We start from the raw sequence: 16,447 nt of genomic DNA on the forward strand, positions 1-16,447 counted from the left end.
AGTCTGCCCCTCAGGGGAGAGTCAAGACGTTCAGCAAGGCCTGGGCATAACCGGGCAGCACGGCGAAGTCCCGGGCGCAAAGCAACAGTTTGCGTCGGGCCCATGGCTCTTTCAGTGCGATGCTTTTGAACGGCGTTTCAGCTGACCAGCGTTCGACCGCCGCCAAGGGCACGATCGCCAGCCCGGCACCTCGGGCAACCATGCGCATCACGCCATCGAAGCCATCGGCACGGATGCGGATCTGCATCCGTAAGCCGCTGTGCAGGGCCTGTTCTTCCAGGTACACGGCCAAGGCGCTGTTGGCGTTCAGGCCGACGTAATCATGATGCAAGGTGGCGCTGAAATTTAACGGTCCGGTGTCGGCCAAGGGGTGATCGCGCGGAAGGATCAGTACCAGCGGGTCGTCGCGGAAATAGCGGGTCTGAAGGCCGTCGGTATCCATGGCGTCAGATACGATGCCCAGGTCCGCCGCACCTTGGCGCAAGGCATGGGTGATGCGCGCGCTGGGCAGCTCTTGCAGGTCGATGTCGAGGTTCGGATGGTCGCGCAGAAAGTCTGCCAGCAACTCCGGCAGGTACTCGGTGATCGCTGTGGTATTGCACAACAACCGCACCTGGCCTTTGACCCCGTTGGCGTATTCGGCCAGATCCCGCTGCATGCGCTCGGCCTGTTGCAAAAGAACTCGGGCGTGCTGCGCCAGGGCTTTGCCGGCCGGGGTAGGGCTGATACCGCGACGGCCGCGTTCCAGAAAATCAGTGCCGAGTGAAGATTCCATCGCGCGGATTCGTGCGCTCGCCGCTGCCAGGGACAGATGACTGCGGGCGGCGCCGGCGGTGATGTTGCCGGTGTCGAGGATGTTCAGGTAGAGGCGCAGGTCGGTCAGGTCGAAGTGCATACAGGTATCCCGAAGATCGTTCCCATGCCTCTTGTTGAGCAAGAGGCAGCCTCAGTATATGGCAGATTTTCAAGGCAACCTTCAGCGCTCACCATAGCCCCATGAATACACTCGCCGCGTTTTACCAGCATCTGGGTTTAGCCCTTTCCTTATTGGTCATCGCCACCTTCCTGCTGGCCGGGATGATCAAAGGTGTAATCGGCCTCGGACTGCCAACCATCGCCATGGGCTTGCTCGGTCTGGCTATGGCTCCGTCGCAGGCTGCGGCGCTGCTGATCATTCCCGCGACGCTGACCAACGTCTGGCAACTGGCATTCGGCGGTCATTTGCGCGGGCTGTTGAACCGGTTGTGGCCGATGCTGTTGGCGATTTTCATTGGCTCGGGCGCCGGCACGCTCTGGATCGGCATGGCCGGTGGGCATTGGGTCGTGCGAGGGCTGGGGGCAGCGTTGTTGATATACGCCTTGAGCGGGTTGTTCCTGCCGACCTTGCGTGTTGGCGGTCGCACCGAGCGTTGGCTCGGTCCGCTCTGCGGTGTGCTGACGGGTATCATCACTTCGGCCACCGGGGTTTTCGTGATTCCGGCGGTGCCTTATCTGCAAGCACTGGGCTTGAGCAAGGATGAGCTGGTGCAGGCGCTGGGCCTGTCGTTCACCGTCTCGACCCTCGCGTTGGCCGCCGGCCTGTTATGGCGCGGCGCCCTCGGCGGTGGCGAGTTGAGCGCGTCGCTGCTGGCACTGATTCCGGCGGTGCTCGGCATGCTGCTGGGGCAATGGCTGCGCCAGCGGATCAGCGCCGTGTTGTTCAAGCGCGTGTTCTTCATCGGTCTCGGCGTGCTCGGCGGCCACTTGCTGATCAGCGGCTAGCGGACGAAGTGCTGAGCATCTCGATCGGGCGGATATCGAAATCCCGCTCCAGATATTCCATGCGTTGATCAAGAAACTGCTGCATGTGCGGCAGGTTTGAGTGCACGTCCAGATGGGCCTGGGATTGCCAGATCTCGTAGAAGATAAACAGCGTCGGGTCCTGTTTGTCTCGCAGCATGTGGTACTCGATGCAACCGGGTTCGGCGCGACTCGGTTCGACATAGGCACGAAAGAACGCTTCGAAGGCCTCGGCTTTTTCCGGGCGGGTCTTGGCGTGCAGGATAAAGCCTTGCAGTTCGCTCATCAGGTTGTCCTTGAAAGTCAGAATCAGCGCAAGTTTACGGCAACAATCCCATGTCGATTCGTGCGTATTGGTCAAATGTATTTTGCTGATTGAGCGCTTATTCCGCGTGAGACGACTCGCTACTCTGCCGCCATCGAATTTCAACCTTGCGAGACTTCTCATGAAAAAAGTCCTGTTGCTCAATGGCGGCAAAAAATTTGCCCACTCCGATGGTCGCTACAACACGACGTTGCACGAAGCCGCGTTGAGCGTGCTGGATCGCGGCGGTGTGGATGTGAAAGCCACGTTCATCGACGAGGGCTACGACGTCGCGGAGGAAGTCGCCAAATTCCTCTGGGCCGATGTGATCATTTATCAGATGCCCGGCTGGTGGATGGGCGCGCCCTGGACCGTCAAGAAGTACGTCGATGAAGTCTTCACCGAAGGCCACGGCAGCCTCTACGCCAGCGATGGCCGCACGCGCTCCGATGCGTCGCAGAAGTACGGCAGCGGCGGTTTGCTGCACGGTAAAAAATACATGCTGTCGCTGACCTGGAACGCGCCGCAGCAAGCCTTCGACGACCCGACCGATTTCTTCGAAGCCAAAGGCGTGGACGCGGTGTACTTCCCGTTCCACAAAGCCAACACCTTCCTCGGCATGACCGGTTTACCGACCTTCCTGTGCGTGGATGTGATGAAACGCCCGAATATCGAAGCCGATGTGGCGCGTTATGAGCAGCACTTGAGCGAGGTGTTTGGCCTTAAGGCATAACGCTCAGCTACTATCGAAAGTCTGAACCTGTGGTGAGTTGGCTTGCCCCAATGCCAGTTAGTCATGCGCAATCCATGTGGGAGCGGGCTTGCTCGCGAAGGCGATTTATCATTCAACATTAATGTCGGCTGACACACCGCTTTCGCGAGCAAGCCCGCTCCCACAGGTTCCGCACTTTGGCTGGTATTAGGGTAAGCCCCCTCGCCGCAGTAGAACGGCGCAGGACTATCGATAAGGGACACATGTGAAAGCCAGATCCGATGAGTTGCAGATTTTCGTCTGCGTGATTGAATGCGGATCGATTTCGGCTGCGGCCGAACAAGTCGGGCAAACGCCGTCGGCGGTCAGTCGCACGCTGTCGCGACTGGAGGCCAAGCTCGACACCACGCTGATCAACCGCACCACGCGGCGCATGGACCTGACCGAGGAGGGCAAGTACTTCTTCGAGCACGCCAAGCTGATTCTCGATCAGATGGACGAACTCGAAGAGCGCCTGTCCTCACGCCAGCAAACCCCTTCCGGGCGTCTGCGAATCAATGCCGCGTCGCCGTTCATGCTGCACGCCGTCGTGCCGTACATCGATGAGTTCCGCCGTCTCTACCCGGACATTCAGCTTGAACTCAACAGCAACGACCTGATCATCGACCTGCTCGAACAAAGCACCGACATCGCCATCCGTATCGGCACGCTGGCCGACTCGACCCTGCACGCCCGCTCACTGGGTTGCAGCCCGCTGCACATCGTCGCCAGCCCGGCGTATCTGGAGCAGCACGGCATACCGGCCGCGGTTGCCGATCTGGCCGAACATACGCTGCTGGGTTTCACCAACAACGAAGGCCTCAACCAATGGCCGTTGCGCTATGTCCACGGTGATCGCTGGCCGATCCAGGCGTCGATCAGTGCGTCCAGCGGCGAGACGATCCGGCACTTGGCGCTGGCAGGGCAGGGCATTGCCTGCCTGTCGCACTTCATGACCATCGACGACATCCGCGCCGGTCGCTTGCAGGTGCTGCTGGCGGAGTTCAACAGCGGATATCGCCAACCGATCAACGCGGTGTACTACCGCAACTCGCAACTTGCCTTACGGATTCAGTGCTTCCTGGACTTCATCCAGGGCAAATTGGCGGCTTATGCGATTGCGGATTTCAAGGGCTGATTCGTAGACCGCGTCATCGTTCTTCGCGAGCAAGCCCGCACACAGTGGACTTGCGTCGATTCACGATGATGGGAACGACACAGGACCAATGTGGGAGCGGGCTTGCTCGCGAAAGCGTTTCTGCGGCCCATTCACTGGCCTGCCCGCCCTCAATTCCGTAACATCCGCCCTCTCTTCTCCCGCCTGTATTTTTAGGTAAGCCATGAAACCCAAACGTCTGCGCGCCGATGTCCTGGCCGGACTCACGACCTCTTTCGCCCTGCTGCCCGAATGCATTGCCTTCGCGCTGGTGGCCCACCTCAATCCATTGATGGGGCTTTACGGCGCTTTCATCATCTGCACCCTGACTGCGCTGTTTGGTGGGCGGCCGGGGATGGTGTCTGGCGCCGCCGGATCGATGGCCGTGGTGATTGTCGCGCTGGTGGTGCAGCACGGCGTGCAGTACTTGCTGGCCACTGTGCTGCTGGGCGGATTGATCATGCTGGCGTTCGGTCTGTTGAGGCTGGGCAAACTGGTGCGCATGGTGCCGTACCCGGTGATGCTCGGCTTCGTCAACGGCTTGGCGATCATCATTGCCCTGGCCCAGTTGGAGCACTTCAAGAGTGGTGAGGCCTGGTTGAGTGGCTCGCCGCTGTACATGATGATCGGGTTGGTGGCGCTGACGATGGTCATCGTCTACCTGATGCCGCGCCTGACACGTGCCGTGCCGCCAGCACTGGTGGCGATTCTGGGCGTTGGGTTGGCGGTTTACCTGCTCGGCCTGCCGACCCGCACCCTGGGCGACATGGCGAACATTGCCGGCGGTTTGCCGAGCTTCGCGCTGCCAGATATCCCCTGGAGCCTGGAAACCCTGCACATCATCACGCCTTACGCGATATTGATGGCGTTGGTCGGCCTGCTGGAAACCCTGTTGACCCTGAATCTCACCGACGAAATCACCGAGAGCCGCGGCTACCCGGATCGCGAGTGCGTGGCGCTTGGAGCTGCCAACATAGTTTCTGGCGTGTTCGGTGGCATGGGCGGCTGCGCCATGATCGGGCAAACCATGATCAACCTCAGCTCTGGCGGTCGCGGTCGGCTGTCCGGTGCCGTGGCCGGGATAATGATTCTGCTGTTCGTGCTGTTCCTTTCGCCGCTGATCGAGCGTATCCCGCTGGCCGCACTGGTCGGGGTGATGTTCGTGGTGTCGCAGCAGACTTTCGCCTGGGCCTCGTTGCGGGTGCTGAACAAGGTGCCGCTGAATGATGTTTTGGTGATCCTTGCTGTTACGGTGATTACGGTGTTCACCGATCTGGCCGTCGCCGTGATGTGCGGGATCATCATTGCGGCGCTCAACTTTGCCTGGCAACAGGCCCGCGAGCTGTATGCCGACATTCATCAGGAAAGCGACGGCAGCAAACTCTACCGCCTGCATGGCACGCTGTTCTTCGCCTCTACCACGCCATTCCTCAACCAGTTTGACCCTGCCAATGATCCGGCCCAGGTGACCCTTGATTGTCGCCACCTGAGCTTCGTCGACTATTCGGCCATCGCTGCGCTGAAGACATTGCGCGAGCGCTACGCCAAGGCCGGCAAGCAGCTACGCGTGCTGCATTTGTCCGAACGTTGCAAGAAACTGCTCAAACGCGCCAGCGAGCATCACGACTGAAATCGATGAGTGATCGTTCCCACACTCGCGTGGGAACGGATCAGCGTCGGGAGGATGAAAGTTCCACTATCGAATTTTCATAACTCACAACCTTCCATGCCTCTGCACGACATCCCTTATCCCTCCGCGAAAATTACTTTCACTTCGTTTGAAAGTCGCTCGTCGAAATGATTTATGAGTTTCACAACCCATTCGACGTGACCCTTTCGAGGAGTACCGCATGATGCTTTCCTTCGGCTATTGGCTGTTGGTTTATGCCGCCATCGCCATCATTGCGCTGATCGTTCTGATCGCCCGTTACCGGCTTAATCCCTTCATTGTCATCACGCTGGTATCCATCGGTTTGGCACTGCTGGCCGGGATGCCGCCGTCGGGTGTGGTGGGCGCGTATGAGGCCGGGGTTGGCAAGACGCTGGGGCACATTGCGCTGGTGGTGGCGCTGGGCACGATGCTCGGCAAGATGATGGCCGAGTCTGGCGGCGCCGAGCAGGTGGCGCGCACGTTGATCGACCGTTTCGGTGAGAAAAACGCGCATTGGGCGATGGTGTGTATCGCCTTTCTTGTCGGGCTGCCGCTGTTCTTCGAGGTCGGTTTTGTCTTGCTGGTGCCCATCGCGTTTACCGTGGCGCGGCGGGTAGGCGTGTCGATTCTGATGGTCGGCTTGCCGATGGTCGCGGGGCTCTCGGTGGTCCATGCGCTGGTACCGCCGCACCCGGCAGCGATGCTGGCGGTGCAGGTCTATCAGGCGTCGGTGGGGCAGACGTTGCTCTATGCGATTTTGATCGGCATTCCGACCGCAATCATCGCCGGTCCGCTCTATGCCAAGTTCATCGTGCCGCGCATTCAGCTGCCGGCGGATAACCCTTTGGAGCGCCAGTTCCTGGAGCGTGAACCGCGCGATAGCCTGCCGGGTTTCGGCCTCACCATGGCGACCATTCTATTGCCGGTGGTGCTGATGTTGATCGGCGGCTGGGCCAATCTGATTTCCACCCCGGGCAGCGGCTTCAACCAGTTTTTATTGTTCATCGGCAACTCGGTGATCGCCTTGCTGTTGGCGACGTTGCTGAGTTTCTGGACCCTCGGCCTGGCCCAAGGCTTCAATCGCGAATCGATCCTCAAGTTCACCAATGAATGCCTGGCGCCGACCGCCAGCATCACCTTGCTGGTAGGCGCCGGCGGTGGCTTGAACCGGATTCTGGTGGACGCAGGTGTCACCAATCAGATCGTCAGTCTGGCCGATGAATTCCAGCTGTCGCCGCTGTTGATGGGCTGGCTGTTCGCCGCGTTGATGCGCATCGCCACCGGTTCCGCCACAGTGGCGATGACCACTGCTTCAGGGATTGTCGCGCCCGTGGCCGTGGGACTGGGTTATCCCCACCCGGAGTTGCTGGTGCTGGCGACGGGGGCGGGGTCGGTTATCTTTTCCCACGTCAATGACGGCGGCTTCTGGTTGATCAAGGAATACTTCAACATGACCGTTACCCAGACCTTCCAGACCTGGACGGTGCTAGAGACCATCATCTCGGTGGTCGCCTTCGGTTTGACCGTAGGTCTTTCTTACCTGCTTTAGTCGGAGCCATCCGCCATGGACATCCTCTATCAGATCCGCGCCCGTCAGGATTCCTTCAGCGCCGGCGAAGGACGCATCGCCCGGCTGATGCTCGACGACGTAGGATTTGCCGCCTCCGCCAGCCTCGACGAGCTGGCGCAGCGGGCGGAAGTCAGCACCGCCACGTTGTCGCGTTTTGCCCGTACCGTCGGCTGCCGCGACCTGCGGGATTTGCGCCTGCAACTGGCCCAGGCCAGCGGCGTCGGCAGTCGCTTTCTCGACCCGGCGGGCACGCCTGAACAGTCGGCGTTCTACGGGCAGATCGTCGGTGATATCGAGTCGACCTTGCGTCAGCACTTATCTGCGTTCGATGAATCGCGCTTCGCCGATGCGGTGAAACTGCTGGGCAAGGTGCGGATGATTCACGCCTTCGGTATGGGCGGCTGCTCGACCTTGTGCAGCGATGAATTGCAAGTGCGGCTGGTGCGCCTCGGCTACCCGATTGCGGTGTGTCACGACCCAGTGATGATGCGCGTCACCGCCGCCAGCCTCGGTGCCGAACACGCCGTCATCGCTTGCTCGCTGACCGGCATCACCCCCGAGATGCTCGAAGCGGTGGACCTGGCTCGCAGCTATGGTGCCCGAATTCTTGCGATCACCCGGGCTGATTCGCCGCTGGCGCAACTGGCCGATGTGCTGTTGCCGCTGCAAAGCGCCGAGACATCCTTCATCTACAAACCCACGGCGGCGCGCTACGGCATGCTGCTGGCCATCGATGTGCTCGCTACCGAGCTGGCGCTGGCCAGTCCTGAAGACAATCAAGAACGTCTGCGACGGATCAAACTGGCCCTGGACGACTACCGCGGCGGCGACGATCACTTGCCGCTGGGAGATTGACATGACGTACGACACGCTGATCCGCAACGCGCTGATTATCGATGGCAGCAACACCCCCGGTTACCCCGCTGATGTGGCGATTCTGAACGGTCGCATCGAGCGTGTCGGCGACTTGCACGATGCTCGCGCCACCGAAGAAATCGACGCGGCCGGTCGGGTGTTGGCCCCAGGTTTCATCGACGTGCACACCCACGACGACACGGTGGTGATCCGTCAGCCGCAGATGCTGCCCAAGCTCAGCCAAGGCGTGACCACGGTGATCGTCGGCAACTGCGGGATCAGCGCATCGCCAGTGAGTTTGCGTGGCGAGCCGCCGGACCCGATGAACCTGCTCGGCACCGCAGCGGCGTTCGTTTATCCGCGCTTCAGCGACTATCGCGCGGCTGTGGAAGCGGCGAATACCACGCTGAACGTGGCCGCATTAGTGGGGCACACCGCGTTGCGCAGCAATCACCTGGACGACCTGTTTCGCACCGCCACCGCCGATGAAATCAGCGCGATGCGCGAGCAACTGCGAGAGAGCCTTGAGGCCGGTGCCTTGGGTTTATCCACAGGCCTGGCGTATGCCAACGCCTTCTGCGCCTCCACCGACGAAGTGATGCAATTGACCGAAGAGCTGACTGCATTCGGGGCGGTTTACACCACCCATTTGCGCAGTGAATTCGAACCGGTGCTGGAGGCCATGGACGAGGCATTCCAGATTGGTCGCCACGCGAAAGCCCCCGTGATCATTTCCCACCTCAAATGTGCCGGCGCCGGTAACTGGGGACGTAGTCCGCAACTGCTGGCGTCCCTCGAACACGCGGCGAAAACCCACCCGGTGGGCTGCGATTGTTATCCCTATGCGGCGAGTTCTTCGACCCTGGACCTCAAGCAAGTCACCGACGCCCATCGCATCACCATCACCTGGTCCACGCTGCATCCACAAATGGGTGGTCGGGATTTGATCGACATCGCCGCCGAGTGGGATGTGCCATTACTCGAGGCCGCCCGCCGACTGCAACCGGCCGGGGCGGTGTATTACGGCATGGACGAAACCGACGTACGAAGAATCCTCGCGCACCCGCTGTCGATGGTCGGCTCCGATGGTTTGCCGGAAGACCCGTTTCCTCATCCACGGTTGTGGGGCGCGTTCCCACGAGTACTCGGACATTTCAGTCGCGACATAGGGCTGTTTCCGCTGCACACCGCTGTACACAAAATGACCGGACTGTCGGCGGCACGATTTGGCTTGAAGCAACGTGGCGAGATTCGCGAAGGGTATTGGGCGGATCTGGTGTTGTTCGATCCAGTGACGATTCGCGATGTGGCGGACTTCAACGATCCGCAACGGGCGGCGGAAGGGATTGATGGGGTGTGGGTCAATGGTGCCTTGAGTTACAGCGAAGGTCAGGCGAACGGGAGAAGAGAGGGGCGGTTTCTGGCGCGTGAAGGGGATTTGCGTGAAGGGTTTCGGTGATCGGTGATACCGAAAAGATCGCGGCCCCTGTAGGAGCTGACGAAGGCTGCGATCTTTTGATCTACGTCTCATGGTGGCATATTGCAATTAAAGAAAGCCGCAACCAAGCCGAAGCGCTGACATCCAGCCCAGCTACACTCTGGGCCTTTTCAGTCTGGGAGCAACGCCATGAGCTTCGGCAAAACCACCCCGATCCTGCGGATTTTCGATGAGACCAAGGCATTGGAGTTCTACGTCGACTTCCTGGGGTTCAAGATCGATTGGCAGCATCGCTTCGAAACAAGCTTTCCGCTGTACCTGCAAATCTCCCGTGGCGAATGCGTGCTGCACCTGTCCGAGCACCACGGTGACACGACACCGGGCTCGGCGCTGCGCATCGAGACGGATGAGCTAGAGGCGTTCCAGCAGCAATTGCTGGCCAAGGAATATTCTTTCGCTCGCCCACAGATTCAGGCGATGCCATGGGGCAGTCAGGACATGACGGTGGCCGACCCGTTCGGGAATCGGTTGGTGTTTACCAATGCGATTAGTGTCTAAGCGTTAGACAGCCTTCGCGGGCAAGCCCGCTCCCACAGGTAATGTGCAATCCCTGTGGGAGCGGGCTTGCCCGCGAATGGATCTGTCATTCACCGCTGACCTAGCGTCAAACCCGGAAGTGACTGACCATCATCTGCAACTGATTACCCAACCGCGCCAATTCCACACTGGACGCAGCGGTTTCGTCGCTGGCGGCGGCGGTCTGTTCGGACACGTCGCGTACGTTGATGATGCTGCGGCTGATCTCTTCGGCCACGGCGCTTTGTTGCTCGGCGGCGGCAGCGATCTGCTGGTTCATCGACTGGATGTTCGACACGGTGCGGGTGATGTTTTCCAGTGACACGCCGGCCTTGCGGGTCAGCGCCACGCTGCTGTCGGTCAGGGCGCGGCTGTTGTTCATCACGGCCGACACTTGTTGAGTGCCGTTCTGCAGGCCGGCCACCAGACCTTCGATTTCCTCGGTGGATTTCTGTGTGCGTTGTGCCAGGCCACGAACTTCGTCGGCCACCACAGCAAAACCACGACCGGCTTCACCGGCACGGGCCGCTTCGATGGCGGCGTTGAGGGCCAGCAAGTTAGTCTGCTCGGCCACGGCTTTGATCACGTCCATGACGCTGCCGATCTTGTCACTTTCCTTCTGCAGCACGCTCATGGCTTCGGTGGAGCGCGCCACTTCGCTGGCCAGGCGCTCGATCTGGGCGATGGCTTCGTTGACCACTTTGTCGCCTTCGCGCGCTTCGCCGTCAGCGGCGGCTGCGGCCTGGGACGCTTCTTCAGCGTTGCGCGCGACTTCCTGCACCGTGGCCGTCATCTCGTGCATGGCAGTGGCCACCTGATCGGTCTCGATCTTCTGGCTGTTGACCCCGGCGCTGGTTTGCTCGGTCACGGCCGACAGTTCTTCGGCAGCGCTGGCGATCTGGGTGACGCCATCGCGGATACCGCTGATCAAATCGCGCAGGGTCACGCCCATGCGTGCGATGCCTTGCTGCAACACGCCGAGTTCGTCACGGCGGGTCACTTTGACGTCCTGGGACAGATCGCCGCTGGCGATGCGTTCGACCACGGCCAGGGTATCGCGCAACGGGCCGGTGATCTGACGGGTGATGATCACGGCGGCAATGATGCCCACCAGCAACGCCAGCAAGGTGCTGATCAATTGCAGCGTGCGGGCCTGGGCGCTTTCGGCGTCGCGGCGGTCGAGCTGGATCTGATACAGCTGATCGCTCAGCGTTACGATGGTGGCGCCCTGTTCGGTCATTTCCTTGCGCGCCTGCACCGCATCGGTGTTGGCGGCTTTATATGCTTGTAAGGCGCTGCGGTAGTTGCTCAGCGCGGTTTCCAACTGGCGCAGGGCATCTTGCTGGGTCTCGGCGAAATGCACGTTGAGCTGTTTCAGGCTGGCGATGGCCGTGTCCAGTTGGGCGACGGCTTTTTGCTCGGTATCGGCGTTGGTGCTGGCGGTATAACCACGCACTTCGTAGCGCGCGAGGATGAACGCTTCCTTGGCCGCAGTGATGGCCTGGAACTGTTCGAAGCGTTGGTCGCTCAGGGGCATTTGCTGCACACGGGCGCTGATCGCTTCGATCAACTTGCTGGCGGTTTCAGCATTGGCGCCCATGGCGTCGCGAGCACTGTTACCGGTGCGGTAGGCGCTGCGCATTTTGTTCAGGGAGATCTGGTAAGCGCTGATGGTCGCGCTCTGCTCTTTGAGCAATTTGACGTTTTCCGGGCTCTTGAAGCTCGACAGCAACGCTTGTTGCTGAGCGATGAAGCCGTCGAGGGTGGTCTGCACATTTTGTGCGGCCGTTTCATCGCCGTTGGTCAGCATGTATTGCAGGCGAACCACACGCAGTTTGGTCAGGCCGGCGTTGAGCTGAGTGATGTCGCTCATCCAGTTGCTGCGGTCAATCAACCCGCCCAGGCTCGTCCAGCCGGTCAGGGCGAGGACGCAAGTCAGTGCCAGGACCAGGCCGAATCCCAGGCCCAGTTTCAGGTTCACGCTGATATTACCGAACCAGCTATTCATCAATATTCCTCCAGGAACGTTGCGCTTCTTGATCGTCGGTTGGCTGGAAGATTGTTGTTTTAAGAGCCAGCAAAGGGTTAGCAGGTCTGTATCGGCAGCAATCGCGAGAGCTGAAAGAATTTTGTTGGATGGATTCTGTAACAAGATTTTTGGGCGGGTCTTAAGCTTTTTTTCACATGGGTTTCACCGGCTGCTGACGCGCGCCTCTTTACCCTCGCGGCATCGAATCACAAGGGTGCATGCCGGCGAGGCGGCTTGATGTGGAATTGAGACTGAGTCTGTTCGGGATAAAACGCTCGATCGATCTGAGCCGTTTGGCCCGTTATCGAAACGCCGCGGTCGTGCTGGCATCTGTCTTGTTGGTTATTCCGCTGACGATTTGGCTGTTGCGGCCTGCTGCCGTACCGGACCTGGCCCATGGCAACGTGGCGGGTGCTCGGGCGTTGGCGACCGGTTGGGCCAAGGGCGACATGATCGTGCTGGTGCGCCACGTCGAGCGTTGTGATCACTCCACGGCCGCCTGCCTGATCGGCAACGATGGAATCACCGACCGCTCCCGCAGCGTGGCGGTGAGTGTCGGCGCGCAGTTCGAGCGTCTGGGGCTGGATCGGGCCGACATCTACAACAGCCCGATGATGCGTACGGCGCAAACCGCCGGTTACATGTTCAACAAGGTCGGCGTCGGCGAAGACTGGTTGATCCGCTGCAGGGGCAGCATGCTGCGCGATGCCCTGGCGCACAAAGTGGCCGGGCGCAACCTGATTCTGGTGACCCATAGCGAATGCATGGCGCAACTCGAAAAAGACCTCAAGTTACCGACCGCGACCCTGGGTTACGGCGCTTCTCTGTTTATCTCCGCCAAAAAGTCTCAGCCACCGCGCATGCTCGGTTTCATCGAGGCCTCCGACTGGCGTTCGGTAACCACCGAATGAGCTTCACCATCATTCTTCTGGATCAGGACGTACGATGCTGATTTCTTCCCGTTACCGCTTTTACTGGGCGAACTTCGGTATCCCGCTGGCCTGTGCGGTCGTGGTGTTCCTGCTGTTTGACCTGACCAAAATCGATATCGCCTTCAGCGATCTTTTTTATGATCCTGCCACCCGCGTGTTTCCGTTGGACCACGTCCATTTGTTCGAGAAGATCACCCATAAATGGGCGCGGATCATCCCGAACTGGACTGGTGAGGTCGCGATGATTGGCGCTTTGCTGTCGTTTCTCTGGCCGCGGCTGAAGGCTGAAAAACATTCGAAAATCATCGCGTTCCTGGAAAAAATCAAAGTCGCACCGGTACTTCGGTTCGCCAGTAAACACCGTCGGGACGTCCTCTATGTGGTGTTCGCGTTTTCCATCAGCACTGGCGTTATCCACTACCTCAAAGGCCACACCAGTGTGTATTGCCCGGTCGAAACGACTCAGTACGCCGGGAAAATCGAACACAAGGAGTGGTACCAGAATTTCGACCTGCTGAAAGTCGCCGGCGCCGGTCGCTGCTGGCCGGGTGGACATGCGTCGGGCGGCTTCACCATGCTCGCGCTGTACTTCGTGGCGCGCCGCTATCGCTGGCGGTATTCCAAAGCGCTGATGCACGGCTCGCTGCTACTCGGTTTCGTCTACGGCACGACGCGGGTTCTACAGGGTTGGCACTACATGTCCCACACCTTCTGGGCCGGAATCTTTGTATGGCTGGCATGTTTGCTGACGGCATTGGCGTTCTATGGACGGGCGCGGCTGGAGCTGCCTGTACTGCAGAAGGCTGCGTCACCTGTGGTTGAGCCGTTTACAGGGTTACACATCGCTAACAAAACGACAGGCAAAAAAAAGCCCGCGGGAGGCGGGCAAACTGTAGTTTCTTGAATGAGCGAGAGGAATGTACAGGTTGGAGAGAGGCGGTTGGGTGAAGAAAAATTCATGTTGATGTAAGGCTTCTCCATTTTGCTTTTCTACGCCGAAACCTGTGTCTGTGACCGTCGCATGCATCGATCCATGACAAAACCTCCCTTCGATCTATAAGCGCGATCACTCAGTGAACGACGGGAGGTTTGTCTACTGCCACCAACCCGTTCGGGTCGAGGTTATCCCGCGCTCGGTTGACCAACAGTTCGGTCAACCGAGCCAACTGATGAAGAGCCAGCGCCACATTGTGCTGCGAGCCTTCGAGTCGATAGGCAAAGTCCAAAGTCATGACGTTGAGGGAGGCCAGGGTTTCGCTGGCATGAACGAGCAGGGTGGTCGTATCGACGTCGGGGCGGACGCTGAAGATGTTCCTGTTCAGGTTGCGCCGGCGGGCGCTGACGGCACGTTCGGTGGCTTGGGGAAGTTGGGTAGGGGCGCGGGTTTCAGGCTCAGAAGTGGCCGGATTTTTAACTAATTTCAGGGGAGGCTTTTTCATAAGGGCGTTCCATGGGGTTAGGGATCCTTACGCTGGTTCGGCTGGTCAAAACCGTCCGCAGGGTTTGTAGCGAAGCGTGAAGACTATCTTCCGGAAACCTTGTTCGCCAGTTCATGGAAGTCGCTACGGGTTGCGGGAAATTTCCCAGGATCACGTGGCTCCAATCTGTCAGAGAAACCCTTTCTCGCTACGAAAATACCGACTGGGCGCCTCGCCCAATATTCGACGGAAAACACTGGTGAAGGCACTCGGGCTGCTATAGCCCAGATCAGTCGCCACCCTCGTAATTGCCTCCCCGTTACCCAGACGCACAACGGCCGCCAATAGACATGCCTGCTGGCGCCATTCGACGAAGCTGATACCGGTTTGTTGGCGAAATAGACGGGTGAATGTGCGGCGGCTCATCCCGACTTGCCTGGTCATATCATCAATCCCTATCTCCAGCGAAGGTTGCTCCAGCAGGTTGCGACATGCGTGTGCCAACCTTGGCTCAACCGGCAGAGGTGCATTAAGCGATAGGGGCGACATGCCTGCTATTTCGTGAAGCAGCAATGTCATCAGATGGCCGTCCAGATGCTCCTTCGCATACAGTGCCGGAACATCTATGGCGCGGATCAGCAGCTGCCGAAGCAGTGCCGACACGCCGAAGACCTGGCAGTGCGCAGGCAGACTGAGCCGAGCCGCGGCACGGTTACGGATGTAGGTATTAAGCATGGTGACCGGCCCGCTCATGCTCATCTCATGGGGAACTCCCGCCGGTACCCAGATAGCCCTTTGTGGGGGCACGACCCAGTTACCCTGGCTGGTGAATACCGTGATGACGCCGCAGGCGGCGTAGGCGTACTGCCCACGTTGATGCGTATGCAGCGCAAAGCGCTGGCCATCCAGATAGTTATTGGCCGTCACCACTGCATCGCGGGGTGTGTTTTCGTAGGGATCTATTTCAGTTTCGCGCATGGCCCGAATTTAATGATTTATGACCTGGTAGTGCAAGCGAGCCATTGCCTCTATTGCTCATAGTGATGACTTGGTTGGTGCATACAGCTGCCTGCCTTGTCTTCTGGAAATAGAACTTCATGCAGAAAAAACATCTGACCCTGGCCGTCTTGGTGACAGCCGTCTGGGGCCTGAACTTTCCCATCACCAAACTAGGCCTGGCCGCTATCGATCCGCTGTTGCTGACGGCTCTTCGCTTTACGCTGGCTGCGTTGCCGTGGGTATTTTTTGTCAGGCGCCCGCCGATCGCCATAGGGTGGTTGGCCGCCTATGGATTGATTTTTGGCGTCGCGATGTGGGCGTTAATCAACCTGGGCATCGAACTGGGTGTCCCACCAGGAACCGCTGCCCTGTTGATCCAGTTCAGTGCATTTTTTACCTTGGGTTGGGGAGTGTTGCTGTTTCGCGAGCATCTGAGCTTTGGACAGACTCTTGGAGTGGGGCTCGCAGCGCTGGGCTTGATCAGCATTATTTTCAGCAGTCCCGGCCATGCGACGACAGTAGGTTATGGCTTGTTGTTGGTGAGTGCCTTTAGTTGGAGTGTCGGCAACGTCATCATCAAAAGGTCGAAGGTCCGGGAAATGTTCGCCTTTGTGGTATGGGCTAGCCTGTTCCCGCCGATTCCCTTGTTGGTACTCACTTGGCTGGCACACGGTTCTGCTCCGTTTACCTCCCTGGCAACGCACCTTGAGTGGGTGTCGGTGTTCTCGATTTTGTTTCAAGTCTACGCGGCGACGCATTTTTGCTATTGGGGTTGGAATCTACTGCTGCGAGAGTACCCGGTTTCCAGGGTGGCACCGCTGTCTTTGCTGATTCCGGTGTTTGGGATCGCAGGTTCGATGCTGATGCTTGGGCATAGGGTTGATTTCAATGAAGGGGTTTCGATTGCGCTGATTCTATCGGCACTTGCAGTGGGGTTGATGAAGGAGCGCCAGTCGGTGCGCATTGCACCCTCTGGAAAATAGGGGCAT

16 protein-coding genes and 1 pseudogene are annotated in these 16,447 nt (G+C 59.3%); 11 read left to right on the top strand and 6 right to left on the bottom strand.

The window, feature by feature from the left end; all coding sequences use genetic code 11:
* Positions 1-10 precede the first annotated feature (10 nt).
* Positions 11-895 (bottom strand): LysR substrate-binding domain-containing protein, encoded by an 885-nt coding sequence (locus KVG95_RS19215; RefSeq protein ID WP_217857554.1) that lies wholly within the window; start codon positions 893-895, stop codon positions 11-13.
* Positions 896-996: 101 nt separating this feature from the next.
* Between KVG95_RS19215 and KVG95_RS19220 the strand changes: the two genes are divergently transcribed.
* A complete protein-coding gene (locus KVG95_RS19220) occupies positions 997-1,761 on the top strand; it encodes a sulfite exporter TauE/SafE family protein (protein WP_217857555.1) in 765 nt (254 codons plus the stop codon).
* Here KVG95_RS19220 and KVG95_RS19225 read toward each other — a convergent pair.
* Complete coding sequence (locus KVG95_RS19225) at positions 1,751-2,065, bottom strand: putative quinol monooxygenase (RefSeq protein ID WP_217857556.1); 315 nt, start codon at positions 2,063-2,065, stop codon at positions 1,751-1,753. The two genes, KVG95_RS19220 and KVG95_RS19225, sit on opposite strands and share 11 nt — an antisense overlap.
* Before the next feature lie 160 nt (positions 2,066-2,225).
* Between KVG95_RS19225 and mdaB the strand changes: the two genes are divergently transcribed.
* The 7 genes from mdaB to KVG95_RS19260 all read left to right on the top strand — a co-directional run bounded on the left by mdaB (position 2,226) and on the right by KVG95_RS19260 (position 10,062).
* Entirely contained in the window at positions 2,226-2,816 is a 591-nt protein-coding gene (gene mdaB, locus KVG95_RS19230; protein WP_217857557.1) for an NADPH:quinone oxidoreductase MdaB, read from the top strand.
* 244 nt (positions 2,817-3,060) lie between these two features.
* Positions 3,061-3,972, top strand: a complete 912-nt coding sequence (locus KVG95_RS19235) for a LysR substrate-binding domain-containing protein (protein WP_217857558.1) — start codon at positions 3,061-3,063, stop codon at positions 3,970-3,972.
* Between the two features lie 202 nt (positions 3,973-4,174).
* Positions 4,175-5,620 (top strand): SulP family inorganic anion transporter, encoded by a 1,446-nt coding sequence (locus KVG95_RS19240; protein WP_217857559.1) that lies wholly within the window; start codon positions 4,175-4,177, stop codon positions 5,618-5,620.
* Positions 5,621-5,840: 220 nt separating this feature from the next.
* Positions 5,841-7,190, top strand: coding sequence for a GntT/GntP/DsdX family permease (locus KVG95_RS19245; protein ID WP_217857560.1), 1,350 nt, complete (start codon positions 5,841-5,843; stop codon positions 7,188-7,190).
* Positions 7,191-7,205: 15 nt separating this feature from the next.
* Complete coding sequence (locus KVG95_RS19250) at positions 7,206-8,066, top strand: MurR/RpiR family transcriptional regulator (protein ID WP_217857561.1); 861 nt, start codon at positions 7,206-7,208, stop codon at positions 8,064-8,066.
* Position 8,067: 1 nt separating this feature from the next.
* On the top strand, positions 8,068-9,525 hold the full coding sequence (locus tag KVG95_RS19255) for an N-acyl-D-amino-acid deacylase family protein (protein ID WP_217857562.1): 1,458 nt from the start codon (positions 8,068-8,070) through the stop codon (positions 9,523-9,525).
* Between the two features lie 168 nt (positions 9,526-9,693).
* Positions 9,694-10,062, top strand: coding sequence for a glyoxalase superfamily protein (locus KVG95_RS19260; RefSeq protein ID WP_217857563.1), 369 nt, complete (start codon positions 9,694-9,696; stop codon positions 10,060-10,062).
* A 106-nt stretch (positions 10,063-10,168) separates the two neighbouring features.
* Here KVG95_RS19260 and KVG95_RS30425 read toward each other — a convergent pair whose 3' ends face one another.
* Entirely contained in the window at positions 10,169-11,032 is an 864-nt protein-coding gene (locus tag KVG95_RS30425) for a methyl-accepting chemotaxis protein (protein ID WP_407682179.1), read from the bottom strand.
* 42 nt (positions 11,033-11,074) lie between these two features.
* Positions 11,075-12,088: pseudogene (locus KVG95_RS30430) on the bottom strand (methyl-accepting chemotaxis protein); the annotation flags it as partial.
* A 260-nt stretch (positions 12,089-12,348) separates the two neighbouring features.
* Here KVG95_RS30430 and pmrG point away from each other — a divergent pair.
* Entirely contained in the window at positions 12,349-13,020 is a 672-nt protein-coding gene (gene pmrG / locus KVG95_RS19270; protein ID WP_217857565.1) for a lipopolysaccharide core heptose(II)-phosphate phosphatase PmrG, read from the top strand.
* A gap of 34 nt (positions 13,021-13,054) precedes the next feature.
* Positions 13,055-13,945: a phosphatase PAP2 family protein gene (locus tag KVG95_RS19275; RefSeq protein ID WP_217857566.1), complete on the top strand. Its 891-nt coding sequence runs from the start codon at positions 13,055-13,057 to the stop codon at positions 13,943-13,945.
* A gap of 166 nt (positions 13,946-14,111) precedes the next feature.
* On the opposite strand, the gene KVG95_RS19280 is transcribed toward KVG95_RS19275, so the two are convergent.
* Both KVG95_RS19280 and KVG95_RS19285 read right to left on the bottom strand, forming a co-directional pair.
* Positions 14,112-14,480 (bottom strand): DUF6124 family protein, encoded by a 369-nt coding sequence (locus tag KVG95_RS19280; protein WP_217857567.1) that lies wholly within the window; start codon positions 14,478-14,480, stop codon positions 14,112-14,114.
* Between the two features lie 168 nt (positions 14,481-14,648).
* Positions 14,649-15,437, bottom strand: a complete 789-nt coding sequence (locus tag KVG95_RS19285) for an AraC family transcriptional regulator (RefSeq protein ID WP_217857568.1) — start codon at positions 15,435-15,437, stop codon at positions 14,649-14,651.
* Between the two features lie 119 nt (positions 15,438-15,556).
* Here KVG95_RS19285 and KVG95_RS19290 point away from each other — a divergent pair, with 119 nt between their 5' ends.
* Positions 15,557-16,441 (top strand): EamA family transporter, encoded by an 885-nt coding sequence (locus tag KVG95_RS19290; protein ID WP_217857569.1) that lies wholly within the window; start codon positions 15,557-15,559, stop codon positions 16,439-16,441.
* The last annotated feature ends 6 nt before the right edge of the window (positions 16,442-16,447 follow it).

This window comes from Pseudomonas farris (genome assembly GCF_019145235.1).
Taxonomy (GTDB): domain Bacteria; phylum Pseudomonadota; class Gammaproteobacteria; order Pseudomonadales; family Pseudomonadaceae; genus Aquipseudomonas; species Aquipseudomonas farris.

What these genes read in the sequence shown, in the direction of transcription:
- KVG95_RS19285 (WP_217857568.1), bottom strand. Translation starts at nt 15,437, where the DNA reads ATGCGCGAAACTGAAATAGATCCCTACGAAAACACACCCCGCGATGCA.
- KVG95_RS19260 (WP_217857563.1), top strand. Translation starts at nt 9,694, where the DNA reads ATGAGCTTCGGCAAAACCACCCCGATCCTGCGGATTTTCGATGAGACC.
- KVG95_RS30425 (WP_407682179.1), bottom strand. Translation starts at nt 11,032, where the DNA reads ATGGGCGTGACCCTGCGCGATTTGATCAGCGGTATCCGCGATGGCGTC.
- KVG95_RS19220 (WP_217857555.1), top strand. Translation starts at nt 997, where the DNA reads ATGAATACACTCGCCGCGTTTTACCAGCATCTGGGTTTAGCCCTTTCC.
- KVG95_RS19215 (WP_217857554.1), bottom strand. Translation starts at nt 895, where the DNA reads ATGCACTTCGACCTGACCGACCTGCGCCTCTACCTGAACATCCTCGAC.
- KVG95_RS19280 (WP_217857567.1), bottom strand. Translation starts at nt 14,480, where the DNA reads ATGAAAAAGCCTCCCCTGAAATTAGTTAAAAATCCGGCCACTTCTGAG.
- KVG95_RS19275 (WP_217857566.1), top strand. Translation starts at nt 13,055, where the DNA reads ATGCTGATTTCTTCCCGTTACCGCTTTTACTGGGCGAACTTCGGTATC.
- KVG95_RS19225 (WP_217857556.1), bottom strand. Translation starts at nt 2,065, where the DNA reads ATGAGCGAACTGCAAGGCTTTATCCTGCACGCCAAGACCCGCCCGGAA.
- KVG95_RS19255 (WP_217857562.1), top strand. Translation starts at nt 8,068, where the DNA reads ATGACGTACGACACGCTGATCCGCAACGCGCTGATTATCGATGGCAGC.
- mdaB (WP_217857557.1), top strand. Translation starts at nt 2,226, where the DNA reads ATGAAAAAAGTCCTGTTGCTCAATGGCGGCAAAAAATTTGCCCACTCC.
- KVG95_RS19290 (WP_217857569.1), top strand. Translation starts at nt 15,557, where the DNA reads ATGCAGAAAAAACATCTGACCCTGGCCGTCTTGGTGACAGCCGTCTGG.
- KVG95_RS19245 (WP_217857560.1), top strand. Translation starts at nt 5,841, where the DNA reads ATGATGCTTTCCTTCGGCTATTGGCTGTTGGTTTATGCCGCCATCGCC.
- KVG95_RS19240 (WP_217857559.1), top strand. Translation starts at nt 4,175, where the DNA reads ATGAAACCCAAACGTCTGCGCGCCGATGTCCTGGCCGGACTCACGACC.
- KVG95_RS19250 (WP_217857561.1), top strand. Translation starts at nt 7,206, where the DNA reads ATGGACATCCTCTATCAGATCCGCGCCCGTCAGGATTCCTTCAGCGCC.